The following is a 26,482-nucleotide window of genomic DNA, read 5'->3' as shown; positions in this document are numbered from 1 at the left end:
GCAAACGTTTCGTTTTCTAAAACATCAACTACATTTGTACGGTATGTATTAATGTGGCAAATTACGTAATTAACCGTACCTCTTTCTTTTATTTTGCCAATTTTATTGTTGCCACAATTGTTTCAATATTTTAAAACATATCCTTATCTTGTCAAAGTACAAAATTACCCGTTTTCTTTCTCAAAGGAAAATACATGACCATCGATAAACAATTGCTTAAAAACGCCCTTTCCGGCAAAAAAGATGTTTCGCTCAAAAAAATAACAGACCTCGTGGCATACAAGATATATGAGAGACAGGAAAACCTTGGGGAAAAAGCAAACTATCTCGCCGCGATAGATGCTATTGTCCAATACATATCAGAAAATTTTCCCGACGTTCATTCCTTCCAGGAAAAGCTGTCACATCTTAACAAAGGAATGTTGTCCGTTCATCGGTTCGCAGATATAATTTACGAATATTACCGGGAGAATCATTTCCTTGAATTTGAGGTAGTAAAAAATCTTATCTCTACGGCAAAAGACGCCGACTTAAAAAAAATTACCGATATTGTGGCGTTTAAAATCTATCAGAGTCCCGAAGATAAGGGGTCGGAACTAAACTTTCTTTCCGCAGAAACATTTGTGGCGCATTATGTGTCAGAAAATTTTAAAAATATACCCGCCTTTAAAGAATATCTTGCAACCCTTGGAAAAGGTGACGCCGCCTTAGAGACGTTCGCACAAATTGTGTACTATTATTACTATCGGAATGAAAACGGGCAGCCTGGTACAAATGAATGAAACCATACTGATCGTAGACGATGAACAGGATATTGTAAACCTTATTATGTACCATCTGGAAAAGGATGGTTACAAAACGATTACCGCCCTGGATGGCGAGACCGCGCTTGCGTTGTCGAAATCGGAACATCCGGCGCTTATCATCCTGGATATTATGCTTCCCGGAATGAATGGCCTGGAAGTATGCAAGCGTTTAAAGGCAGATGAAGCATTGTCCGGTGCTGCCATAATCATGCTGACCGCCAGGGGAGAAGAAGGCGACATAACACTCGGCCTTAAACTCGGAGCAGACGATTATGTTACAAAGCCATTCAGCCCGAAAGAACTTGTAGCGCGGGTACATTCCGTACTAAGACGCACAAAGAATGCTTCCTCTAAAAAGGAATTGATAGAAATAGGCGATCTGAAAATCAACCTGGACAATTATGAAGTAAAAATTGGACGCGATCTCATCCCCCTCACACTTACAGAATTCAAACTATTGTGTCAATTGGCAGGCAAACCGGGCCGCGTATTTACCAGAGACCAATTGATTGATGCAATCGCTGGAGTGGAAACAATTATTGTTGACAGGACGATTGATGTTCATATAGCGTCTCTGCGAAAAAAACTAAAGTCGTTTAAAAATCACATCATAACGATACGAGGCATTGGATACAAATTCATGGAATGGCAAGCATGTTGAAACACAAGCCGGTTTTTAAAACATGTCTTCTCCTTTTTCTCCTGTTATCCGTTTGTTTCTTACCCGCCTTTTATTACGTACACAGAACTCTGAAATCGCATCATGTCGCCCTTCTCAACGAAAACATTCTCTCAAAGTCATCTGCGGTATATCGTTCTTTGGAAAAGGTGTTGCCGGGAAACAACAGGGAAAAAATTATTTCCGCCAGTGAAGATATCGGTAATTTACTCAAGGTCGGCATTGTTATCACGGATGCTGCCGGAGGTATTGCTTATGCTTTCTTAAATAAAAATATACCGGAAGCATTCACGGAGGATAACGTTGTCGCATACCTGCGTAAAGGTTCTAATAACAATATATTTCACGATGAATCACTACAGGTATCCCTCATTTCAGTATCCATTGGGATCCCTGATGTGGGCATAAAGAGCCTTGTCGTTATTTCCCCTCTTGAACACGCTCACGCCGCGATTTCTTCTGTTTCAAAAAAAATTGCCGTGTGCCTTTTGATTTTTTTTGCTGTCAGTGCTGCCATAGGATTCATCATTATCGAACGAATCCTCTCACCGGTAGCTGAAATCACCCGAATTGTTAAGAATTTTCTCCGTGGCGATTTTACGACGCGGGCGGATATTTCTTCACGGAATGGCACAAAGGAGCTTGCTAAGGCCGTTAATACGATGGGAAACCGTTTGCAGACGCAACAACAAATAATTTCCGATAGTGAAAAACGGCTGACGGCTATTATAAATAATATGAAAGACGCCATTATGGTGGTGGATTTACAGGAAAGGATTCTGCTTATAAACAATATGGCAAAGACATTTTTTGGCATAGCAGAGATATCGCCTGGCAGGGATTATTTGTGGGAAAGAATAAGAAACGAAACGCTGCAAATACTGGTAAAACAGATAATGAAAACCAATGCCGGATTTACGACAGAAATAGAATACGCCTCCCCAAAGAAAAAGCTGCTCCAGACGCAGTTTTCCCTGCTTCAAAAGGACAATAATACCATAGGGATTCTTATTGTATTCCACGACATTACAGATTTAAGAAAATTGGAGAACACCCGGAAGGAATTTGTCGCTAATGTTTCCCACGAATTAAGGACGCCTCTTACTTCCATCAAGGGTTATGTGGAAACGCTGTTGGAAAACCATACCGCTGATGGCGGGCATACGTATAACAGTTTGAAAGTTATTATGAAACATACACAAAGACTTGATAATTTGATCAAAGATATTTTAGAACTCTCAAAGCTGGAAACGAACGAATTGAAAACGGAGCTTCATGAATTGAACCTATATGCGTGTATTGAGGATATATTGCACACCTACAAGGAACACTGCAAGGAAAAGAAACAATCGTTTCGCCCGCACATCTCACAAAACCTACCTACTGTAGAATCAAATGAATACCTTTTAAGGCAGTTGCTGACGAACCTGCTTGACAATGCAATAAAATATACGCACGTGGGCGGTGACGTCGGGCTTTCAATTTCCCCTGCGGAGGAAACAATACAGATCGAAGTTTCAGATACGGGCATCGGAATACCACACGAGCATATTCCCCGTATTTTTGAGAGGTTCTACCGGATAGATCCGGCACGTTCAAGGGAAATGGGCGGAACAGGGTTGGGTCTTTCTATCGTCAAACATATAGTAAACCTGCATAATGGCGCCATAAAACTAAAAAGTACGGTTGGCAAGGGGAGTACCTTTACGGTCATATTGCCGCAAAAACAACAAAAACCGTCAGCCGCTTTTGATGGTAAATAACGTTGGCATGGGAAGGTGTTTTTCTTAGCCAAAAACCTTCCATACAAAAATAACGATCATTGCAGCTCCAATAATCCCTTTCATCAGGGTTCCGCCAACAAAACCGACAAAATTACCCAAGCCTGATTTCATAGCGCCTGCGTAATTTTTCCCGCCTATCATTTCAAAAATAATGGTGCCGATAACAGGCCCTACAATTAATCCAATTGCCCCAGCCCAGAAAAATCCCGCAACGCTGCCCAGTATCGACCCTGCAATGCCCCATTTCGTAGCGCCGAATCTCCTGGCGCCGTACACATTGCCTATGTTTTCGATAACTATGGAAAATACCGTTAACAGAGCAAATAGCAACAACAGTTTCCACGTTATTTCGCTGAAACCCGTGAAGACGGCATAAAAAAAAGCGCCGAACCAAATTAACGGGATACTGGGGAGTATTGGAAGCACAATGCCCAGCATGCCTGCAAGCATGATAACCATTGATACGGCAAATAGTATTATTTCCCAAATATCCATTTTGCAAAACTGTTTTAAAGGTAACATTGATATCCGGTCAAAACGTATTGCCGGAATGTGACTTCTAAATAAGTTGAGGTAAACAACCCACTTTTATTAATGGTAAATACTATGGAGTCGGCAGTCGGCAAAATACAGATTGCAGACGGTCGAAATTATTATAAAAACCCCAACTTATTGAGAAGTTAGACGGAATGGTATTTTACAGGAAATGTCTGGAAAAATCTTGAATTTTATCTATCGTTAATTTATTGTTATTACAGATTTTCCAGAATACTCATCTCCATACAAATTTTTTCTCATTTTTTGATTACCTTGAATTCTGTGAATAAAACACTTTTAACTGCCATAATAGCAATAATTACGTTTTTGATTGCTATGGGGTTGCTTTCCTTTAAAATCCTGGGGTCTGGGCTTCGAAAGCAGGTACAGAACCACCTCTTTTCCGTTCGGGAAATTAAAAAAACACAGATACAGAACTTTTTCCGTGAACGGTACGGTGATATTAATATCCTCTCCAAAAATCCACTCATTATACAAAGTTTACCGGTTTTTGCCGCTGCGTTTAAGGAAGGCGGTTTTGATGATCCCCGTTATAAACAAGCAGAAAGTGATTATGGATACCTTTTTGTGCATTTTTTGACGCAGCATGGACTCCAAAACATATACCTAGTGGATGCAGAGGGATTTGTTGTCTATGGAGTAAAAGGCGAATCGTTTCGCGGAGAAAATTTAAAAAGCAGTCATTTTGTTTCAACGACACTAAATGAAGTCTTCACGGAAGGGTTAACACGCCTTTATTTTTCAGATATAACCTTTAATGAGAAAACAAGGGACTTCATGTGCATTGGCGCCTGCCCTGTTTTTGATAATGCCAATACATTTTTAGGGGTAATTATTGTTGAAATATCCTATTCGAAACTTGACGCTATTGTGTCACAATGGGATGGATTGGGAAAGACAGGAGAGATTTATATTATTGGCGAAGACAAATTAATGAGAACAAAGTCAAGATTTCTCAAAGAAAATACTATTTTAAAAATGAAAATAGACACAAAATCTTCGCGAGATGTCATTCTTGGCAATACCTACATACAACGAGTGAAGGATTATCGCAACCTTCCCGTGATCAGCGCATATACACCCCTTGACGGTTTAAGGGATGTGAAATGGTTTCTCCTTGTGGAAATGGATGAAAAAGAAGTCTTGCATTCTTTTAGCGTGCTGGAAGCGTACCTTGTAGTTGTCGCAACTGTTATCTTTGCTATTTCTATTGTATTTCACCGGTGTATCAGGAAAAAAAACCTGTTATAAACATCCTTCCACCGTCTTCTTCAGATTTCAATTAATGTCCGGAAGATCGCACCTGCCGGCAACTGCATTTCGATTTTATGGATCTTCAGGGGGAAAAAATTACCGTGGCACGAAAAGCGCCACGGTAATTTATGGTAATCACATTTGTCCTATTTTTCCGACCTTCTTTCGTGAGGCAACACCATTTCGACGTCTTCAATACTGACAATTGTATTGGGGTGTTTTGGTAATATTTCCTCACGTAAATACTCAAAAAGCTCATCGGCTTTTTCATTTTGCAGCAGTGCTTCAATGCGCACTAAAGAATATGCGGCATTTGGCGTATCCGTCAGTTTTTTGACCGGTTCTATGCTTGCGAACCTGGCAATATCAAGGCTCCTAAAGCCTTTCCTTATCAGTGCATGGGCTCCCGTTTCAGCAACAATACTTACATGTTTTCTTACGATTAAATCCCTGTTATGTTTCATGGCAGAAAGTTTATGTCCCGACAGCTTTTGATGAGCCTCTAAACCAACTACTTCCAGGGTAAGATTTTTACGTTCGAATTCATGCTCGAACTCGCTGAGCTTTCCCATAACACTATGATCAATAAGCTTTGTTTTTGACATGTTCAATATTACATTTTTACCTTCTTTAAGGAAGTATTCTACCTGTTTCCTGAACGGAATCCAGTTGCTAAAAACAGCCGAATCGCTTGCGAAAATTACTACCGTCTTATCGTCCTTTATCTTAACATCCAGATACGGCCTGAATAATGAGCGAAGGGGCACACCGTTTATGATATGTATGAAAAATTTTGCTCCTATGCCAATGGCAATACCTATGACGAGGTCAGTTGCCAATACGGCTACTAACGTAGTGACAAATATGACCAACTGTTCCTTGCCAATCTTGTATGTATGAACAAATTCCTTTGGCGCGGTTAACTGAAACCCTGTGTATACAAGCATTGCTGCTAGTGCTGCCAGTGGTATTTTGCAAAGGAGAGAAGGCACAAGCGCGACGAAAAGCAGCAACAATAGACCATGGTACAGGTTTGCAAAACGTGTGCGCGCTCCATTGTCTATATTTGCCTTACTACGCACAATTTCAGATATCATAGGCAGTCCGCCGACAAATGCACACAGTGTGTTTCCTATTCCAACAGCAAACAAATCCCTGTCAAGGTTTGTTTTCCTTTTCCATGGATCAAGAATATCTATCGCCTTTGCGCTAAGAAGGGATTCAATGCTTCCTATCAGTGCAAACATTATCACCCATTTCCATCCTGCGATGTATTTTAATGAAGAAAAATCCGGGAAGGCGATTGCCTTGAACATATTGCCCGGAATATTTACCATGAATTCTTTTCCGAGGTTATATTCATATCCTTCAAAGACATAAATGCCCTCATTTGGTACTCCAAGATATAAACAAAGCGGTATTGCAAAAAATAGCACAAACATTGGCGGAGGAATTTTTTGCAGGATTTTATACTTATGTTTTATCTTTGGGATACCAAACATGATAAATAAACTGCCGATGCCTATTGCAGCTATGTAAGGATTCATATCAATGATAACCCTGGGTATCTCTGCCATTAATTCAAAAGGTTCACCTGCAGCAGTACCGCCTAATACTATGGGAAATTGTTTGAGGATGACAATAATGCCAATGGCGGCTAACATGCCATGTACGGCACATAAGGGGAAAAAATCCCCAAGTGAGCCTACCCGGAGAAGACCAAATATAATCTGTAAGCAGCCGGCGGCGACGCCTACCCCCAGCGCCATTCTGTAGGCTTGAATATCTGCGGCGATGTCTCTTCCCCCGGTATACCCGAAATCGGTAACTGCACCAATTGCAATAACAATTAGCCCCGCGGCCGGCCCTTTTATTGTTAACTGCGAATTACTAATAAACGTTGTAACGATTGCGCCTACAACCGCAGTGAATATGCCTGCTATTGCCGGATAACCACAGGCAAGAGAAATCCCCAGACACAACGGAAGTGCAATTAAAAAAACCAGGAATCCCGCATTAAAGTCTTTTTTAAAATTTTGTCCCATTCCGGAAAAGCCGGCATTCGGAACGGGCTCTTGAGCACCGTTTAATTTCGACACACCCATTTACCTCCTTATTTGTCAATCTTAAGAATACTTTTATACGATAGCACCTTCTTGTCACACCACTTCTTCCAAAATAGTAGTCACAAGTCAAGCAAATTGCGCTCCGAAAACAAAGGCTCTCTTATATTGTACATGAGGTGGGCTTGTTCATTGCTTAACTAAAAACATTGAAAGCCCTAAACATTAAATCAGACTGCCTGCCTTTGGCAGTAACTTTATTCCGTGGTTGATCTTCTTGTAGAGACGCATGCATGCGTCTCTACAAGAAGATTGAAATTCCTATACATAACAGCAGGGGGCTAATCATTTGCTATAAATTGCCATAAATGCGTTCATACCAAAACTGGCAAATGCTCCGCCCCTACAACATTTCATTAAGCATGAGCTATTTACAACATCTACCTTGTTCTATGTTTTATTTCGGACGAGAAATAAGCATTTCATTTTGCAAGGATACTCTGTTTGCGCATTTATGGTTTTAGAGACTTATAAAATGATCAACTTTTTTCGCGGGAAGCGGGGCTTGTCGGCAGGAGTAGGCATGTATGGTTTTTCGAAAAAGGCTGCAATGCCAACCTTCTCTGTATCTTTTCTTCCTGTTCTATGCTGTTTGGTTCCGGCTTGTCCGCATTAGGAGAGATTTGGTTGAAAGAAATATGCGACAAATGGCTGGATAAAGTAAAAAAACCAGCTACCGAAATAAGCAAAACAAATGAGCGTAATCCAAAAGATTTTCAGAAAATTTGTGTAAAGAGGATTTTTTTTATATATTTCAAGCCATATGGTTGCTAATGTGATCAGTGCAGGATTTACAAAAAGTTCGCTTGTGCTGGGTGGAGCAGTAACCCCAATATAATTAAAGAGAAGCCCTACCACGACACTAATAAACAGAGAGAGATAATAAGTATTTTTTGCAACAATAATACTGAAAATAATCAGGGAATGTGAAATCATGGATGCTATTGCGAATTCCAAACCTCGGTAAAACTCGTAAGAGATTATAGAATAAGGCGTAAGAAACGCAAAGAGGATGGCATTTCTCTCTTTCCCTTTTGTATTATAAAAAAAATATAATGCAGCCGGGGCAATAAATTTGAGAATGTCATTATCACTCCAGTATTCATTGTCGCCAAAATAAACACATGCAATGCCCACGCAAGCGGAAAGATAGAGGAGGAATTCTATTTTTTGCTTTCTTCGCAAAATCCATAATACAAGGAGAAAAACAAGTGACGATTGCAATAGGGTAAGGCATTCTTTAAGCCAGAAAATATGTTCATAGATATAAATAAGATTTTCGAAGTTAGTTGTGATAAATTCCATCAGATTATTGCATTCTCAAATGATAAAAAACAAAAAAAGTGTTGCATGGAAGCTTATTATACAAAAACGAAGCAAGCCTGGAAATCTGTGGTTTCAACATCTTTTTACCTTTGCTTTTGAAACTTTGTCCCGCCGGATATTTTCCACTTATATCATATTTTCAAAGCCATGGAAAAGTGAAAAAATGCTAAATGAAATTTTTTTAGGGACCAATTCTATAATTTAGGCGTGTTTAAAAGTTCATTTTTCCTCAAAATCATAAGTAATTATTTATATGTATGTTGTAACGTTTCAGGCGGAAAATTTAGTTGAATTTAAAGTTTAAGTTTGTTAAACTCAATCCCTTAAATACCTTAAAAGGATGTCTTTTAAGTAATAGAATTTTAGTAAAACAGATGGAGATTCGGTAATATGGCAGATACGGTATCTGAGTTAGATATCAATAAACTCCTTGATGCTGAAACAATTTCAAGGGAGACTGTTGCTGAGATAAAACAAAAAGTTTTAGGCTTTTTAGAAAACAGGAAGATCTTTGATAAAAAAATAGAGTCATTAAGGGAAGGGATAAAGAAGGAAACTGATAACGCTAAACTGAAAGACAAAAAGTTATTGCTGGGAATATGTTTTTGGGTCACTGGAGAAACAAAAGAAGCTATGGGCTTGTTGAATGAAGTAAAGACAAGGAAAATAGGCTCGTATTACCTGGGGAAATGTTATCAGGAATTGGGTGACCATAAAAATGCGTTAGAGTGTTTTGAACGGGCGAAAAAATCAGATGAGGAAGAATTTGATATCTGCATGGATATTGCCGAGACAAAAAGAATGACGGGCGACAGCAATGAGGCATTAAAGGTAATAAAGAATTTTTCACAGTCACACAACGACAACGCAGAACTGCATTATCAATGGGGGCATTGCCTGGAGTCCTTAGGGATGTATGAAGAGGCCTTCGTGCATTACGACAAGGCGCTTCAGATCGAACCAAATCATGCGAAATCTCTTTTCCAAATGGCATTTAATTACGATATCGCCGGGGAAGATGACCTTGCGATTGAATATTATGAACGATGCGTCAACCTCCGTCCCGCCTATAAAAATGCATACATGAATTTGGGGATATTATACGAAGACAATGGAAAATATGATGACGCAGTTTTTTGTTATGAAGCCGTTTTGGATGTAGAGCCTATGCACGAAAGGGCATCATTTTGCCTAAAGAGTGCAAAGGCTTCTTCGGAAATGGTTTTTGATGAAGAGGCGTCGAAAAAACAGGGGCATGAAGGTGACGTGTTAAATATCCCCATTTCCGACTTCGAACTTTCTGTCCGGAGCAGAAATTGTCTTGAAAAAATGAATATTCGTACCTTAAGAGATCTGACAAGAATTTCAGAACCAGATTTGTTGACATTTAAAAATTTTGGGGAAACCTCGCTTAACGAAATAAAGGCAATATTGATGCAAAAAGGATTGCAATTGGGACAATCGTATGATGGGCACAACAATAGCGAGAAATTCCCTGGCAAAAAGACGGGTTCCCTGAAGAGGGCAAGAGGTTGATTTAGCAGTTTGGTTTGCCAGGGTCGGTTTAGGCAGATTGCAATCTGAAGGTCAGCATTTTTTCGTGTTCCGCAAGTAAGTTTTTCTTAGAAATCAACAAAACAGAAACTCCCTTCAGGCATATACAAGTGTTGGCGGTATAAAGTGGCAGGAGGCATGTTTTGCGGAAAGGCCGCAAAGAAAATGGCAGGAATAGCGCTGGATGTTATATAGCAGTGGGTTGCGGAAGGTATTCTTATGTTAGATTACATCCGGGGGCAAGTGATTAGCAAATCTCCCACCAAGTTGGTCTTGGAAGTTGCAGGCGTTGGTTATTTATTACACATTCCAATCTCTACTTTTGAAAAAATTCCCAGCCGTGGCGAAGTTACAATTCATACTCAGTTGTTTTTGAGAGAAGATGGCATAAAACTGTTTGGATTTGCCTCAGATGAAGAAAGGGGCTTATTCCAGCTATTGCTATCGGTAAATGGTGTTGGGCCAACTATGGCAATTGCCATACTATCCGGCAGTACGGCAAACGATATTAAGTGTGCAATAGCCAGAGAAGATACAAAGGCATTAATGCGAATTAAAGGGGTGGGAAAAAAAACAGCGGAACGAATTGTGTTGGAACTAAAGGAAAGCGTTAAAGGGGCAAAAGCATCCATAGACATAGAAATGGATGGCAGGCAAAGAGCATTTGCCGACGATGCAATTATGGCGTTAATTTCTTTAGGATATGGCAGGCCTGTGGCGGAAAACGCGGTAAAAGAGGCCGTAAAAAAACTGAATTCGGTGGACAATATAGAAATTCTTGTGCGGGAAGCCTTGAAGTTTAAAACATAATAGAGTGCTGTAAGGGTTGTTAATTTACTATGTAAGGAATCAGGCATGTTAAATGAAGAGATATTGTCTTCTTCCACGGTTATTGAAGATAATAATCTTGATCTTACGCTTAGACCGAAAAGATTTAGTGATTTCATAGGACAAGATCGTATAAAAGAAAACCTGCATATCTATATAAAAGCAGCAAAAAAAAGGGGTGAACCAATTGATCACGTCTTGTTTTCCGGCCCGCCTGGTTTGGGGAAAACGACGTTGTCGCAAATCATTGCGAGTGAAACGAATACCGCTATAAGGTCGACTTCGGGTCCCATATTGGATAAACCGGCAGACCTTGCAGGCATTTTAACCAATTTACAGCACGGTGAAATTCTTTTTATCGATGAGATTCACCGATTAAATACTAATGTAGAAGAATACTTGTATTCTGCAATGGAAGATTTCTCCATTGATATAATCATTGACCAGGGGCAAAAGGCAAGGTCGGTAAAAATAAACCTGCAAAAGTTTACGCTTATTGGAGCCACTACCCGTGAGGGGTTGCTTACTGCACCGTTACGGTCACGGTTTGGGGTGCTTGAGAAACTGGAATTTTATCCATGGGAAGATCTGTATAAAATTGTGTGTAATTCTGCGCGCAAGCTTGCGATACCAATTGAGGTGAAGGGGGCAGAAGCAATAGCAAAGCGGTCGCGGGGTACTCCGAGGATTGCAAACAGGTTTTTAAGGAGAATTCGGGATGTGGCCCAGGTGCTTGGGGAAGACGGGAAGGATGTGATAGACGAGAAAATAGCACTCAGGGGGCTGGAGATGTTGGGCGTAGACGAAAATGGTTTATGCGAAATGGACCGCAAGATCTTGCAAACGGTTGTAAAAAGCGGAGGGGGTCCTATCGGATTAAAAACGATAGCAGTGTCGGTAAATGAACAAGAAGATACTATAGAAGAAGTGTATGAATCCTTCCTTATCCAAAGGGGTTATTTGGAAAAAACACCGCGGGGGAGAATTGCCACAAAACAAACATACGAGCATCTCGGTGTTCATAAACAAATACCGGCGCAAAAAAAGATATTTCAATAGCAAAGGAATTTTTCAAACAAATATGCAGCTATTATTACATATCTGTTGCGCATGTTGTTTATGTGCGCCACTCAATGAATTGAAAAAAGAAGGTTTTGCTGTTACCGGGTTTTTTTATAATCCGAATATACATCCATTGCTTGAATTTCGCCGTAGAATAAAAGCATTGCGGGTTTTTCAGGAAAAAAATCCAGTAAAAATTATTTTTAACGAAGAGTATGGATTAAGAGATTTTTTGAAAAATGTGAATTATGAGGGAAGCAACCGTTGCGCAGATTGCTATGCCATGAGGCTTGATTGTGCCGCATCGTATGCAAAAAAGCATACGTATGACGCCTTCACCTCTACAATGTTATTCAGCAGGTATCAGGACCATGCACAATTAAAAGAAATTTCCGAAAGGCTATCAAAAGAAAAAGAGATCCCTTTTTTGTATCGTGATTATCGTTATTTATCTGAGCATAGCAATGAAATTGCACGAAAAAACATGATTTACCGGCAGGGCTATTGTGGTTGTGTCTTCAGTGAATATGAAAGATACAAAGATACGACCCGGGAATTGTACAAGGGAAATAGCCCTCAGTGCAAGGAGAATGAAGATACTTCCGGGGGGTTGACGACAAAAAGCGGTGGCGAAATATGCCATTGTTCAAGATGACATGTTCCCCCTTACCGGGGTTTTTCAAAAACGAAATTGTTGCCATTTTTTTGGTATAAAATCATGCACAAAACACTCTATATAGCAATAATGTTCATTGTGCCGATTCTTGTTGCAGTCACTCATCTGTCATGCAAGAGGGATATTACAAAAGTAGAAGAAGGGGGGCGGGACTATGCTTCCCGCGATGAAAGCGCTCTCAACGTCAGGATACTCCTTCTGGATAGGGTTAAAAAAGCTGAATTATCGGTTGATGGGCGATATCAGATTTTGGGGGGTTTGTCCAACGTTGTAGATGAAGGTGTGATGTTGGACAAAACGAATGTTTTTATCGAAAATGGCTGGATTCACATAGGCGGCAGGAGGCATTACAATAGCGAGTTAAGGATCAAAAATTTAGGGGGTAGCGGTATTGTATTGAATTCCATCCCCTATCGCGGCGAAATGCGGATATTACCGCAAACAGACAAGGAATTTTCGGTTATCGAAGAAATTAATATTGAGAATTTTGTGGTAGGCGTGCTTGGGTGTGAAATGCCGAATTCATGGGAGGAAGACGCTTTACGTTCCCAGACAGTCGCCATAAGAACTTATGTGGAAAGTAGAAAGAAGGCCAATAAACAAGAACCGTTCCACCTGGACAAGTCAGAGCTTGCATACAGGGGCATGCTTGGGGAAACTGCGAAAAGCGGAAAGATTGTACAGGATACGGCGGGCATTGTTATGGCATATAATGGAGAGATATTTTCTGCCTATTTTCACAGCACCTGCGGCGGACATACCGAGGACGTCAATTTAGTATTTGGCAGGGAAAAACTTCCTCCGCTGTCCGGGGTAAAATGCGGGTACTGCGAAAATTCCAAATATTACACATGGAGCGTGAATATTGAGAAATCCGCAATACTAAAGAAATTACAAAAAGCGAAGGTTAACGTTTCAAATATCGTTTCTGTTAAGACGGTGAATCATGGTCCGGGGGATCATGGTTCTGAGGTTGAAATTATTGATGCAAAAGGGAAGGAACAGATGAATGCAAACAGATTCAGGCTGCTCGTCGGGCCAAATAATTTATATAGCACCGCATTTACCGCCAGGAATAATGGCAAAAATATTACCTTTTCCGGCAAAGGCTGGGGGCATGGCGTCGGGCTTTGCCAGTATGGCGTACAGGGCATGGCGAAAAAAGGGTTTAATTGGAGAGAGATTTTGGGACATTATTATCCAAAAAGTGAGTTAAGGCGGATATATTAATCACCAATTCTTTTGGGGGGAATAATTGTTTTTCAAGGTTTTGGCAGCAGATAAACAAACAAAAGCAAGGCGCGGCGAATTACATTTGGCTGGCCAGATTATTCCTACCCCGGTTTTCATGCCTGTCGGAACGCAAGGCACGGTTAAAACGTTAACCCCGCTGCAGATCGAAGAAACAGGGGCGGAAATAATTTTATGTAACGCGTATCATTTATGTCTGCGGCCAGGTGCGGAAATTATTAAACAACTTGGCGGACTTCACCGTTTTATGGGATGGAAGGGCGCTATTATAACGGATAGCGGGGGATTCCAGGTTTTTTCGTTAAGCAGATTGACAAAAATATCAAACAATGGCGTGGAATTTCAATCTCCTATCGATGGTTCAAAATTGTTCCTTACCCCTGAGAAGGTGATAAAAATACAGAATGACATCGGGGCGAATATTATTATGGCATTTGATGAATGCGTTCCGTATCCCTGTGAAAAAGACCGGGCAAGTATTGCAGTTGAGAGAACGCTTAATTGGGCTGCGCGGTGTTTGGATTCCCATGACAATGAAGACCAGGCGCTTTTTGGCATAGTCCAGGGAAGCGTTTTCGAGGAACTTCGCATCGAATGCGCAAAACATCTTGAAAAAATGAATTTTCAGGGCTATGCCATAGGCGGATTAAGCGTTGGCGAGGGAAGCTTATTGATGAACGAGGTACTGGATTATACAGTTGAGTATTTGCCTCCGGAAAAGCCAAGATATTTAATGGGCGTTGGCTTCCCCGAAGATATTCTTCACGCGGTAGAACGGGGGGTTGATATGTTTGACTGCGTTGTTCCGACTCGCAACGGCAGAAACGGCTGTGCTTTTACTCATTTGGGAAAGGTGAAAATACTCAATAGCCGGTACAAAGACGATACAGGGCCGTTGGATGAAATGTGTGATTGTTATACGTGTAAAAATTTTTCAAGGGCATATTTGAGACACCTCTTTGTCGCAAAAGAAACCCTGGGGTTAACGTTGCTCTCATTGCATAATATTTTTTATTTTCAACAGTTAATGCAACAGATAAGGGACGCTATTGAAAGGGGAGAGTTCCGAAGCTTTAAGGAGCAGTTTTTTTCAGTGTACATAAATAATTGAAAGATTTTTTTTCAACAATATCGTGTTGGCGGCATTGGCCGCATATGGTGAAGTTGACGGGGAAAGGTTCGGTTAATTTTTTTTAATAATAAGGAGGAATATTATGCTTGTTCTATTACAAGCGGCTGGAAAAGGTCCCGGCGGGATGATGTCTTTATTGCTTCCATTTATACTTATGTTTGTGGTAATGTATTTTTTAATACTCCGGCCTCAAAAGAGAAAAGAAAAGGAGCGTAAAGCATTATTGTCCCGGATAAGAAAGAGTGACAGGGTCATTACCGCGGGGGGTATTCACGGGGTTGTTACCTCTGTGCGGGAAACTGAGGTAGTTATTCGCATAGATGAGTCAAAAGACGTTAAAGTTAAGGTGGACAGGAGTTCAATTGCCACGGTATTAGAAACCTCGCATGATAGTGATGCCGAGGAAGAAACGGAAGCAGAGGCGATAACGCCAGAAAGTAAGGAAAAAGAGAGCAAGGGAAAGAAGTAGATACTTTGCTCTTTTGTGTTGATTTGACAAATTTTTCATGAACAACGGAAAGGGAGCCGTTTGAGGAGACGGAAACGGAAATGGGAAAAAACTTAAGGTGGAAGATACCTCTCATTGTGATAGTGATTGCTATTGGATTTATGATCTTGTATCCACCAGCGGAAAAGGTCTTAAAGAGAGAGATGGTAAAAGAGGCAGATGGCAAAGTCATTGAAAGCAAAATAGTTGAGAAAGCATGGACACATTTTTTGGTAACGAATCCTATTATCCGTGAAACGATCATCGGCGAGGAAATTGGTACAGATGGCAAAAAGATAACCACCAAGACCGTTGAATATTTTACAAAGGGGAAGATTAAACTCGGATTGGACCTTAAAGGCGGTTCGGAGTTGCTTTATACGGTCCGGGTAGATGACAGGGAAGACCGTCCTGGCATTACAAAAGAAATTATTGAGGTATTAAAAAAGAGGATAGATCCGCAGGGTGTAATGGAATACAGGATACAGGAGCAGGGTCATCGGAGAATCCTTATTCAGGTACCGGGGGCAACAAGGAGTGAAACGGAAAGCCTGAAAAACCGCATAACCAAGCTGGGGAAACTGGAGTTCCGCCTGGCCGCAAGCACAGATAGCGTTGAATATAAAGACGCAACGGAAGGAAAAAGCGTTCCCGGATATTACAAACACTGGCTGCGGAAACGAAAAGGTGAAGAGGGAGAGGAAGGGAAGTGGTTCCTCGTGAGAAATACAACAGAAATCACCGGAGAGCATTTATCCAGGATTTATGCGGATACAAAGGGGATAGAGCCTGTTGTCGGTTTTGAATTTGACGCCGCGGGAAAATCGAAATTCGGGCAAATTACAGAGAGAAACATCGGCAAGCCACTGGCGATTATTTTGGATGGAATTTTATATTCCGCCCCAACAATACGTGACCGCATACCGGGGAAGGGCATTATTGAGGGGAACTTTACACAGGACGAAGTCAACGAACTTATTGCGACAATGAGGGCGGGAAGTCTTCCGGCAGACCTGGAACTGGAAATGGAGACCATGGTTGGCCCAAGCCTGGGAAGGGATTCTATCAATAAGGGCCTGACGGCTGGTATTATCGGGGGAATCTTTGTTGTCCTTTTTATTGGTATTTACTATCTTGGCATAGGCTGGGTTGCAAATTTTGCGAATGCATTGAATGTGTTTTTGATCATTGGGATAATGGCACTGCTGAACGCAACATTAACGCTTCCCGGAATTGCAGGGTTGGTGCTCATGATAGGTATGGGCGTAGATGCGAATGTGCTTATTTACGAAAGAATCCGTGAAGAAAGGGCAAAGGGAAAACCTATTCGCGCTGCGGTGAAAGCAGGATACCAAAAGGCATTTTCCGCAATTTTCGATTCTAATATTACGACGCTAATCACCGGCGTAATACTTGCCTCCGTCGGCACCGGCCCGGTAAAAGGCTTTGCATGGATATTGATCATTGGTTTGATTATAAACTTGTTTACCGCAATATTTGTTACGAGAACAATATATGAATTGTTAATGGATTTCAAATGGGTAAAGAGTTTTTCGATGTTGAGGATAATTGGTGTTCCAAACATCAGGTTCCTTAGCATACGGCATATTTTATTTATCGTCTCCGGAGTATGTGTTCTTGGCGGCATGACCTTTTTTGTCATTCGCGGGGACAAAAAGTATGATATAGATTTTACCGGCGGAACGCTCGTGCATTTACACCTGAAAAATGAAACGACACCTGGTTTTATCAGAACATCATTAAAAGATGCGGGTTATGAGGAAGCAGAGGTGCAGAGCATATGGTCGGGCGAAAACCTGACGCAGTTTGTTTCAAAGGCAGATGAGTTTGGCATAAGGATTAAAGAGATAAACGAAGAAAAGGAAAAGCAAAAAATTGTTGCGGATATAAGCAATGCATTTGGCCAGACTGAATTATTCCAGAGTATCGATTTTATAAAGCCGACAATATTTAATTTAAAATTGCAAAGGCCAATAGATGAATTAGCAGTGCAAAAAAATCTGAAACAGGCTGGATATAGCGAGGAAGATGTGGCGTCCATAATGCCTGTCAACCTCCTTGCCAATAAATATTTATTAAATACTGCCGGGATTGATGAAGAACCGGAACGGTTAAACCTGATTGGTGCAATGGTAAACGGGCTTAAAGACCATCTTGTATTCCAGGAGGCTAAGATAACTCTGGGCGACGTGGTTGAAACATTGCAGGCGCAAATGCCAGGACCTTTTATAGAAGCTGATTTAAACAAACAAATAGCCCCGGTATTGTTAGAGATTGAATTAAACAGACAGGGTTTTAATAATGTCAAAGTGACCGAACAGCCGGGGAGTGAAAAAAGAGGCAGTGTTAGCAAACTAAGAATTGAAGGGCCAAGAACGGCTTTGCAAAATATAAAGCAATCCTTTAACGAAAAAATTTCATTGCCAGGGGTTTATTTTGACGAGGATACGGCTGCCGTAAAGGTGGAATTAAAAGAAAAAATAAGTAAATCAGATTTTGTCAGCATGATAAGCAAAATCAGGGCGATGAAAAACATGATTAAAAGCATCTATACCTTGGACGCACCGGCGCAAACATTTGCAATCCACCTGAATCCATTGAGCGCGGAAAAGATACAGGAAAAAATCAAAGAGGATATTATAAACAAATTCAAGGACAACCTGTATGAAGAAGAAATCAATGTAGCCTTTCAGGAAATTGGCGACTTCCAGTTTAACATGACACTGTCGAAACCCCTTCGCAGGGAAACGATAGAAAAGACTTTGAACTCTGCGGGTTATGCAGGTTTATTGGCGGAAAATCTTGCAATGGACAAGGAATATCAAACGGTTACGTTAGCCTTCAACGAACAACAAAATGTTGGAGCGGCGAAGGAAGCGATTCAAAAGGCGTTTGTTGTTCCCAATCCGCTAAAGAGAGTGGTAAGCATTGGCTCCACGGTGGCAGATGAAATGAAGAGCCGCGCTATTCTAGGGGTCTTCTTTGCTTGTGCTGCAACTATATTTTACGTATGGTTTCGTTTTGGGGATTTCAGATTTGGTTCTGCAGCAATTATTGCGGTTATTCATGATATTCTCGTAACGTTGGGAGTTGTGGCTGCGGCGGACTATTTATTTGGCAATATGAAATTCGACAGTTCAATGGTAGCGGCGTTTCTTGCAGTAGTGGGATATTCGCTGAATGATACCATAATTGTTTTTGACAGAATCAGGGAGAATATGGGGGGACGCGGCAAGATATTAAACGCACAACTCATCAACGAAAGTATTAGCCAGACGTTAAGCCGAACAATATTGACAAGCGTTACCACTATTGGCGTATTGTTCTCATTGTTCTTCCTTGGCGGGGCGGAAATTCATGGATTTGCCTTTGTTATGTTAACGGGTATTATAGTGGGCACGTATTCTTCTATTTTTATAGCTTCTCCGTTGTTGCTTAGTGGACAATCTGCGCCAAAAACAAGCCATACCTTACAAAAGCAAAAAGGAAAGGCGGTTGTAACAAATAATGCATAAAACCGATGGTAGACCTTTGAAGGCTTTGTGTATCGGTAAATTTGAATAGTGCAAATGATTTATCCGGCAGGAGTATTGTCTGGATAATAGTTTAGTCCATTCCTCTAAACTGTCCCAAGTGCGGAAAATATAAAAAGTTCCTGCTGTGATGGGAATTAAGGGTGGGTTGGCGCACGGGCAAACTTGTTTGTCCGTGCGCCAACCCACCCTATTGATATTAATAGGCCATATTATATTTTTCGAAAAATTTACACATCTCCGGCCACTCTTTTTAGAGGGGAGACAAGAAGTCCCATCTATCAAGAGGGGATTAAGGGGTGTGTTTGATAGTATGCTTAGTCAAATAAATCTGTTTTTTAGAAAGCCATTTTATCGCCAAATTTCTAAAATCATATTTGTTTGGTTATAGTCTTGGATGGACGACATAATATTTTCACAAAAAGCAAAACATGGTTCTGGGTTGGTTTTTAAGTATTCATTCCTATCGCAGCAAAAGAAAGGGACAAAAATTATGAAAAGAGATGTGCAGGTCGGCGTTATCTTGGGAGTGATTATTCTTGCAATTATTGGAGTTTTTCTTAGCACAAGAACCAATGTGAAAGAACCTATTATCCCCATTCCTGAAATAGATAGTGATGCATCACCGGATTTATTAAGTCTGAATGAACTCCCTAAGAATCCGGAGGGCTTATCTCCACAGGGCGAAGACCTGGCAAAGAAGGAGGACAAAATCAGTGGAGGGGGTGAGCCAAAAAAAGAGAACATTGACCAGGAACCGGCAGTTGAAGAACAAGACTATGTAATTGAGGGTGAATTGAGGAATGCTGGCAATGCCGAAAACAAAATTGCGACAAGCAGTCAAAAACAGGCTATCAAAAATCTGGAACACAAGTATCAGGAAGAAAGCATTCTACCCGCAGAATCGTCGCAAAAGTCAAACGTCGTGACGTATAAGGTGCAAGAGAGAGACACCCTGCATAAAATTGCAAAGAAATATTATGGCGATGATAATAAATGGCTGCTGATTTTTAATGCAAACCAGGATCGGATTTATGACCGCAACAATATTCGTGTGGGTACGGAACTCATTATACCGAATAAAAATGAAACTCCTACGCAGGTATCAACGGAAAGAAGTACACGTTTGGTGACGCATGAGGTAACTGAACAAACAACAGCCGTAAAGAAACACGTCGTGCAGGCGGGAGATTCTTTGTATAAAATTGCTTTAAAATATTATAAAGACGGATCAAAATGGAAAAAAATATTAAATGCAAACAAACACAATATAAAAAATGAAAATGCATTAAAGGCCGGCCAGGAATTGGTTATTCCGGACATTTAATATTAGTGGACTTTCCCCTTTTATCTATGTCGGTATCCAGCATATCTTGCATATCTTATCCCTGCAGGTTCCACCTGCGTTCACGGCAGGGCAAAACAAGGTGTATAAACAAGGTTTTCCCCTGTGTGCAGGACTAAAAGCCGCTATTTTGACCTCGTTTGTTGTAAGGTTTTTAGTCTTTTAAAACCCAGCCTAATTTAAATAAGGAAATGAAATAAATGAAATTAGAAAATAATTCGGTAAAGTCTTTAATACGTATATTTTGTTTTCTTATATCCACTATTGGGATATGCGATTATGTCAATATGGGGAGTATTTACGCAACAGACGCCAACAGTGCATTTCCCATGTTCAAATACAACAGTGAAAGGACAGGCAAAACGCCTTTCGCTGGTCCTTTAAAAAATGAGATAAAGTGGTATGTTTCCAGCGCCGGTGAGATATGGTCTTCTCCTGTAATTTCTAAAGAAGGAAATATTTATATAACAAGCACGGATAGTAATTTGCTGGCAGTATCGCCTGAAGGGAAGGTTTTATGGGCATTTAAGTCGGGAGATGAGATTTTTGCGACGCCAGCAGTGGGGCCAAATGGAGACGTCTGTTTTGGATCGGTTGATGGAAATCTTTATACAGTTGATGCTTACGGAAAAATGAAATGGAAATTCAACACAAATACGTCCATCCATTCCTCGCCGGTTATTGATGCAGATGGCAATGTTTATTTTGGCGCCTATGATGGCAATCTTTATGCAGTCGATGCTCAAGGAAAGCTCTTATGGAAATTTAAGACAGGCGCTGCAATTATAGCATCATCTCCTGCTATCGGGCAAAATAATACAATTTACGTCGGTTCGTGGGATAAACACCTGTATGCCATTAAAAAGGATGGTGGTTTGATGTGGAAATTCCGGACAGATGGTAAAATAGACGCTTCTCCCGCAATTGGCAACGAGGTAATATATATTGCCGATGTAACTGGGAAATTATATGCGGTTAATGTGGACGGTACACTGAAATGGGGATTTGATCTTGGCTCCCGTACGCACTCTTCGCCAGTACTCTGCTCTGATGGAACAATCTGCATTGGCACACATGATGGCGGTGTATGTGCAGTGAAGAATGATGGAATTTTAAGGTGGAAGTTTAAAACAAATAAACCTGTCACTGCAACTCCAACGGTCGATGCAAACGACATTATTTATGTTGGATCATGGGATGGTCATTTATACGCTATAAATAAAGACGGCTCTCTTAAGTGGAAACTTGATTTTAAAAACTCATTGCTTTCTTCGCCGGCAATAGATTCCCGAAACAATATTTACATTGGCTGCGCTGATTGGCGCCTTTATGCAGTTGGGCAGTAGATTTTAGAATATATTTATGGACATTATTTTGTTAAAATAAATATTATTATATAAATGATAATTTATTCATCATAGAGAGAAATATATACTGCGAAAATAATGCTATTTTTAAGTAGGTGTTGTTAGTCGTTGTTGTGTATGTTTCCTATTAACAGGAGAAAGATATGATTGGTATATCAAAATTATATTGTGGGACGGTTGAACCTTCTGATGCTTTAAGATATGGAAGAGAATCCAAAAAACTTCCGTCGCATTTATTGCAATTTTCAAAAGATAAAAAACCCGTTGTGGTTTGGAATGTAGGCCAAAGATGTAATTTAAAATGCGTACACTGTTATTCTCAATCGAAAGATATCGAATATCCAAATGAATTATCAACAAAAGAGGCAAAGGCAATGTTGGATGACATAGCTGAGTACGGCGCCCCGGTGATCCTTTTTTCCGGTGGAGAGCCACTCATGCGCCCAGACCTCCTGGAATTGATAGAATATGCCAAGTCTCAAGGATTACGGGCGGTAATAAGTACCAACGGTACATTGATTACGAAAGAAAAGGCGGATGAATTGAAAAAATTCGGCCTTTCTTATGTTGGAATCAGTCTGGACGGACTTAGGGAAACAAACGACCGTTTCCGGGGCATTCCGGGAGCATTTGACCTGGCAATAGAAGGCATAAGAAATTGTATGGCAGCCGGCATAAAAGTTGGTCTTCGTTTTACAATCAACAAGCGCAATGCGCATGATATACCGGGGATATTCCAGCTTATTGAAAAGGAAAATATACCACGGGTATGTTTTTACCATTTGGTGTACTCGGGAAGAGGTTCCAATTTGATCGAAGAGGATCTTTCTCACGAAGAAACGCGGAAAGTCGTGGATTTAATAATAAATAAAACAAAAGAATCCCACGACAAAGGGAAGAAGATAGAAGTGCTTACAGTAGATAATCATGCGGATGGCCCGTATATTTACTTGCGCCTGTTGAAAGAAGACGCGAAGAGGGCAAAGGATGTATTGGAACTTCTTCAGTGGAACGAGGGAAACAGCTCCGGTAAAGGATTGGCCTGTATTAGTTGGGATGGCGAGGTTTACGCAGATCAATTCTGGAGGCAATATTCATTTGGAAACGTGAGAAAGAGAAAGTTCAGCGAAATATGGGAAGATACATCAAATGAACTAATGGCAAAACTTAAAAACAAAAACCCCTATATAAAAGGGCGTTGCGCCTTGTGTAAATGGCTGAATATATGCGGAGGAAACTTTAGAGCAAGGGCAGAGGCATTCTACGGCGATATATGGGAGCATGACCCCGCATGCTACTTAACAGATGAAGAAATTGACTGCGGGACAGTAGATGGCAAGGAAAGCAAACAAAAAATACTGGTATAGGTGTAAATACCTTCGTTGATTAGACAGTTGCCTATGCCATGTAGGGCTGAACTTTACAGGTTGTGCAAGAATTGACGCCGAAGACGTGCTACAAATCATGGGCGAAATCGAGACCTGCACCTGCCATACACAGTTGACTTGTCCCTTTTCAACAATATCAGCAACCCTGATGAGATCGGGCATATTCATAGCGCGGGCGTAACGTTTTACGAGAGGGGCAAATCTATAGCTAAATCGGTTGTGCCTGTATAGCCGTAAAAGCCTTATCCATGCAGCATAGTGTAACTTTTAGGAATTTCAAGGTTGTAGAGCGAAGCGATTGTTTCGTTATGAGCAAAAAGGCACTTCGCCATATATACATTAAAAGTAACTATTCAGCGTAATCCATTAAATTGGGAACGTAATGGTACTCGGGTTCGGGTTTATAACCGTTTTGCTGAGGCTCACGACGATGCATGAACCAAAAAAAGCTTTATACTTTCAATCACACCCTTCTATTGGCAGAAGAAATGACAAATAAATGCCAAATTCCAAACAATCATCATATTGCATTAGCAACACCCAGAAACGATGAAAATGGTTTTATAGCCATATCATATTGCGGTACATGTACTTGAGCTGTTTTTTGTAGTCTTATTTTCGAGCCAAGGATTTTTTTATTTGATCATTGGAGTCTTACCGCAGTACATGGCCCCATTATCTGTATAAACTCATGGGTTCTGGTTACAAACCTGAACCCGCCGGGAGTCGGGTAATGTTTCTGCTGAATAGTTACCATTAAAAAGTAATAATCGATGGGTCGGCTCCGTTTGACCCATTCTACATAATTCCACTGACCCGGCGTAAGAGGCAGACAAAGACATACTATTTGATTTATTACGCTGAATAGATACAAAATAACTACAGTAAATCCTCTCTTACTTCTGCATGGGTCTCTGGGGGTAGATAATCCTTAAGGGAACTACAAAGCATATGATGTAATCAACTATTTTTACTGCCATCTATCATGACACTTGCCAGTAATTTATATGCATCGCCCCATGCTTCTTTGGCCTCTTGTGTAAAATCAGAACCCAAACCCTGCTCTAAAGTCCAAAGCAAAGCCTTGCCGACAGTGTCATAATATTCTTCTTTTACTCCATATCCAATATGACGTTTTCCCAGTGCCTGAATTGTTGGCAGGATCGTTTCCGGATCGTCTAAACCTTTTACGGCAAAGTCAATCATTTGCATGAGCATACGCCCTTGTTTCTTCATATCTCTTTTAAAAAGAGGTTTTAATGAAGGGTCCATCTCAAACAAATGCTGGTAAAACATTTCCGCCGCATTGTCGGAAATAGGTTGAATTTTTGCAAATGTTTTCCGAACCAGCTCTATTTGTTCAGGTCTCATTATCTCCTCCTGCAATGTTCTCACAGAACATAATAAAGATTTTCAGTAACACTTTAGAATTTTGAAAAATTAATTTGTAAGTGACTATTTTATGGCAGCTTGTATTTTAATATAATTTTTAACCAAACGGCGCAAGTTATTTATTTACAATGATTTAAAAATTGCTTTTTTCAAAAAACTAAAGTGTTACGATTATTAAAACGGTTTTTATCCCCCACCTATCCGCATCCATTCAGGCCATTCTGGCCACTTGGCACGATATGTCTCATGACATTTAAAGCAAACATCCCTTAACATCAAATCAAAATTATTATACGTCTCTGCAATATTTTGTTTTGTAGAAATTTCTGCTATTTTTTTTGCCGAGCTGGTAATCTTGAGTACGTATTTTTCAACATCATCTTTCACCGCCTGTACCACCTTTGGATTGTTTTGATCTAAACCTGAAATACCTGCGTCTTCCATCCATTTACCAACAGGTTCCCCTTCCGGGAAAAAACTTTTTAACAAGCTCTCGCTTTTCTCAACGACGACCTCTGCTTCTTTTTTCACCGAATCATAATCACCCATCATGATAGCATCCAGAATATTTGATGTATGAGAACTTATTATAAACATCAACGATCGTATTGGCGCGTATTCTGCCGTATGTTTTTTTTCAATATCTTTTCCCGAAGCAATACCTCCCATAAATACACCTAAAACACTTATTAAAGCTATAAAAGATACAATAACCATAATTGCTCGTTTTTTACCCTTTTTTCTCATATGCATTTTCTCCTTATAAAAATTATGTATGAAAAGCGGCAATGGCGTTTAATGTTCGTGTCATTATTCAATAAATACCAAACTCTCGTAAACCAGAAAACAGCGTTTTTCCTGCTTTTCGACAAATTAAATCATTAAAATATTTATTTTTACAGCCTTGTGTTTTATCTGCCAGGGCCGTGGCTTCCGGGCTGTTCAAGCAGCCAGTCCCTATTTTTTCTGTGACAATCAAAACAGGTTGTTTCAATCATATCCGTAAATGCCCTTAAGGTTTCTTCCTGACTCCCGGTCATGGCCATTTTTCGAACGTTCAAAGCCTTGTACACGATTCCACTCTGATATAATGTAAACTCTTCTTTATGTTTTGCAATTTCCTCGGTATCAGCCGGATCGATGCCTGCACGTTTAAACCAGGAATTTCCCTTCCTGTTAAAATCAAAGAAAATCTGGTTTATCTTGTAACTTTTATCAACAATCGCACCGGCTTCATTCGCGACATATTTCAAATTATTCTCCAGGATTCCCGACAAAATATTATTTAACCGATTTTCTATTTCTTTCATTAATTCCTTTGTTGGCTCTATAACTTCTTCGTGCTCCAGTGCTTTCCCTTGTGCCATAATCACATTAGAGGTTACAGGAACATTTACAACAACACTTGCGGCTAAAAGACAAAAAAACAGGGTAAGATACTTCATTATGTAACACCTCCTTTCGTTTAAAATAGTAATGATGAAAATTTATTTAACAAAACAACAGCGGGGACTTTGGGATTACAGAAAAACATATAAATACACTTTTAATAAAAAAAGTATTAACTGTATTTTTAAACTATTTTCTTTTTTTTTCAATACCCTAAAATGGGTAGACCTGAAAGGGGGCATGCAAAGGGGGCATATAACAAGGGATCAAAGCAATTTAAAAACGTATAAATATATGCGTAAAAAATGTCATTTCTGTAATTCAAAGGCATTCAAGGAAATTAAACTATTTTTAATTTTGACGCCCTATATTTACAATAAGATACGAAGAAAGTGCGATATAATGAATTGATAGAACAATAAGTGGTGCAGTGAGATGGATATTAATTGACGCAGATAAACGAAGTTGATACTATGCCGTTAATACCCATGCCATGATTACCATGTATCATAAGGCGGTGGAATGGA

At 40.2% G+C, this 26,482-nt stretch carries 21 protein-coding genes; 15 read left to right on the top strand and 6 right to left on the bottom strand.

Features of this window, described 5'->3' with window-relative positions; translation table 11 throughout:
• Positions 1-194 precede the first annotated feature (194 nt).
• Genes ABJL82_RS05990 through ABJL82_RS05980 form a run of 3 tightly spaced genes read left to right on the top strand, consistent with a single transcriptional unit; the run spans position 195 to position 3,248 of the window.
• Positions 195-782 (top strand): hypothetical protein, encoded by a 588-nt coding sequence (locus ABJL82_RS05990; RefSeq protein ID WP_347273817.1) that lies wholly within the window; start codon positions 195-197, stop codon positions 780-782.
• Complete coding sequence (locus tag ABJL82_RS05985) at positions 775-1,467, top strand: response regulator transcription factor (RefSeq protein WP_347273816.1); 693 nt, start codon at positions 775-777, stop codon at positions 1,465-1,467. The genes ABJL82_RS05990 and ABJL82_RS05985 overlap by 8 nt, the downstream gene beginning before the upstream one ends.
• Complete coding sequence (locus ABJL82_RS05980) at positions 1,461-3,248, top strand: ATP-binding protein (RefSeq protein WP_347273815.1); 1,788 nt, start codon at positions 1,461-1,463, stop codon at positions 3,246-3,248. The genes ABJL82_RS05985 and ABJL82_RS05980 overlap by 7 nt, the downstream gene beginning before the upstream one ends.
• A gap of 24 nt (positions 3,249-3,272) precedes the next feature.
• Here ABJL82_RS05980 and ABJL82_RS05975 read toward each other — a convergent pair whose 3' ends face one another.
• Entirely contained in the window at positions 3,273-3,764 is a 492-nt protein-coding gene (locus ABJL82_RS05975) for a DUF456 domain-containing protein (RefSeq protein ID WP_347273814.1), read from the bottom strand.
• A 324-nt stretch (positions 3,765-4,088) separates the two neighbouring features.
• Between ABJL82_RS05975 and ABJL82_RS05970 the strand changes: the two genes are divergently transcribed.
• Positions 4,089-5,078 (top strand): cache domain-containing protein, encoded by a 990-nt coding sequence (locus ABJL82_RS05970; RefSeq protein WP_347273813.1) that lies wholly within the window; start codon positions 4,089-4,091, stop codon positions 5,076-5,078.
• Positions 5,079-5,227: 149 nt separating this feature from the next.
• Here the strand turns inward: ABJL82_RS05970 and ABJL82_RS05965 are convergent, their stop codons facing one another.
• The gene (locus ABJL82_RS05965; protein ID WP_347273812.1) at positions 5,228-7,180 is read right to left on the bottom strand and encodes a SulP family inorganic anion transporter; all 1,953 of its coding nucleotides are present in this window, start codon (positions 7,178-7,180) and stop codon (positions 5,228-5,230) included.
• A 636-nt stretch (positions 7,181-7,816) separates the two neighbouring features.
• Complete coding sequence (locus tag ABJL82_RS05960) at positions 7,817-8,509, bottom strand: hypothetical protein (RefSeq protein ID WP_347273811.1); 693 nt, start codon at positions 8,507-8,509, stop codon at positions 7,817-7,819.
• Between the two features lie 411 nt (positions 8,510-8,920).
• On the opposite strand from ABJL82_RS05960, the gene ABJL82_RS05955 reads away from it, so the two are divergent.
• The 11 genes from ABJL82_RS05955 (at position 8,921) to ahbC (ending at position 23,153) form a co-directional block, all read left to right on the top strand.
• The gene (locus tag ABJL82_RS05955) at positions 8,921-10,066 is read left to right on the top strand and encodes a tetratricopeptide repeat protein (protein ID WP_347273810.1); all 1,146 of its coding nucleotides are present in this window, start codon (positions 8,921-8,923) and stop codon (positions 10,064-10,066) included.
• Between the two features lie 237 nt (positions 10,067-10,303).
• Entirely contained in the window at positions 10,304-10,894 is a 591-nt protein-coding gene (gene ruvA, locus ABJL82_RS05950) for a Holliday junction branch migration protein RuvA (RefSeq protein ID WP_347273809.1), read from the top strand.
• A 45-nt stretch (positions 10,895-10,939) separates the two neighbouring features.
• Entirely contained in the window at positions 10,940-11,971 is a 1,032-nt protein-coding gene (gene ruvB, locus ABJL82_RS05945; RefSeq protein ID WP_347273808.1) for a Holliday junction branch migration DNA helicase RuvB, read from the top strand.
• 22 nt (positions 11,972-11,993) lie between these two features.
• Positions 11,994-12,629, top strand: coding sequence for an epoxyqueuosine reductase QueH (locus tag ABJL82_RS05940; protein WP_347273807.1), 636 nt, complete (start codon positions 11,994-11,996; stop codon positions 12,627-12,629).
• 63 nt (positions 12,630-12,692) lie between these two features.
• Positions 12,693-13,880: a SpoIID/LytB domain-containing protein gene (locus tag ABJL82_RS05935; protein ID WP_347273806.1), complete on the top strand. Its 1,188-nt coding sequence runs from the start codon at positions 12,693-12,695 to the stop codon at positions 13,878-13,880.
• A 25-nt stretch (positions 13,881-13,905) separates the two neighbouring features.
• Positions 13,906-15,012, top strand: coding sequence for a tRNA guanosine(34) transglycosylase Tgt (gene tgt / locus ABJL82_RS05930; protein ID WP_347273805.1), 1,107 nt, complete (start codon positions 13,906-13,908; stop codon positions 15,010-15,012).
• Between the two features lie 103 nt (positions 15,013-15,115).
• Entirely contained in the window at positions 15,116-15,502 is a 387-nt protein-coding gene (gene yajC / locus ABJL82_RS05925) for a preprotein translocase subunit YajC (RefSeq protein ID WP_347273804.1), read from the top strand.
• Positions 15,503-15,582: 80 nt separating this feature from the next.
• Entirely contained in the window at positions 15,583-19,056 is a 3,474-nt protein-coding gene (gene secD, locus ABJL82_RS05920; protein WP_347273803.1) for a protein translocase subunit SecD, read from the top strand.
• Between the two features lie 511 nt (positions 19,057-19,567).
• Complete coding sequence (locus tag ABJL82_RS05915) at positions 19,568-20,401, top strand: LysM peptidoglycan-binding domain-containing protein (protein ID WP_347273802.1); 834 nt, start codon at positions 19,568-19,570, stop codon at positions 20,399-20,401.
• 218 nt (positions 20,402-20,619) lie between these two features.
• Positions 20,620-21,765 (top strand): PQQ-binding-like beta-propeller repeat protein, encoded by a 1,146-nt coding sequence (locus tag ABJL82_RS05910; protein ID WP_347273801.1) that lies wholly within the window; start codon positions 20,620-20,622, stop codon positions 21,763-21,765.
• 164 nt (positions 21,766-21,929) lie between these two features.
• The gene (gene ahbC / locus ABJL82_RS05905; RefSeq protein WP_347273800.1) at positions 21,930-23,153 is read left to right on the top strand and encodes a 12,18-didecarboxysiroheme deacetylase; all 1,224 of its coding nucleotides are present in this window, start codon (positions 21,930-21,932) and stop codon (positions 23,151-23,153) included.
• 981 nt (positions 23,154-24,134) lie between these two features.
• On the opposite strand, the gene ABJL82_RS05900 is transcribed toward ahbC, so the two are convergent.
• The 3 genes from ABJL82_RS05900 to ABJL82_RS05890 form a co-directional block, all read right to left on the bottom strand.
• Positions 24,135-24,545 (bottom strand): globin family protein, encoded by a 411-nt coding sequence (locus ABJL82_RS05900; RefSeq protein ID WP_347273799.1) that lies wholly within the window; start codon positions 24,543-24,545, stop codon positions 24,135-24,137.
• A gap of 207 nt (positions 24,546-24,752) precedes the next feature.
• Positions 24,753-25,313 carry a hypothetical protein gene (locus ABJL82_RS05895; protein ID WP_347273798.1) on the bottom strand — a complete coding sequence of 187 codons (561 nt, stop codon included), beginning with the start codon at positions 25,311-25,313 and terminating at the stop codon, positions 24,753-24,755.
• 164 nt (positions 25,314-25,477) lie between these two features.
• Positions 25,478-26,011: a hypothetical protein gene (locus tag ABJL82_RS05890; RefSeq protein ID WP_347273797.1), complete on the bottom strand. Its 534-nt coding sequence runs from the start codon at positions 26,009-26,011 to the stop codon at positions 25,478-25,480.
• Positions 26,012-26,482 lie beyond the last annotated feature (471 nt).

Source organism: Candidatus Kuenenia sp., assembly GCF_039794105.1.
Taxonomy (GTDB): domain Bacteria; phylum Planctomycetota; class Brocadiia; order Brocadiales; family Brocadiaceae; genus Kuenenia.
This window is presented reverse-complemented; position numbering and strand designations above follow the sequence as displayed.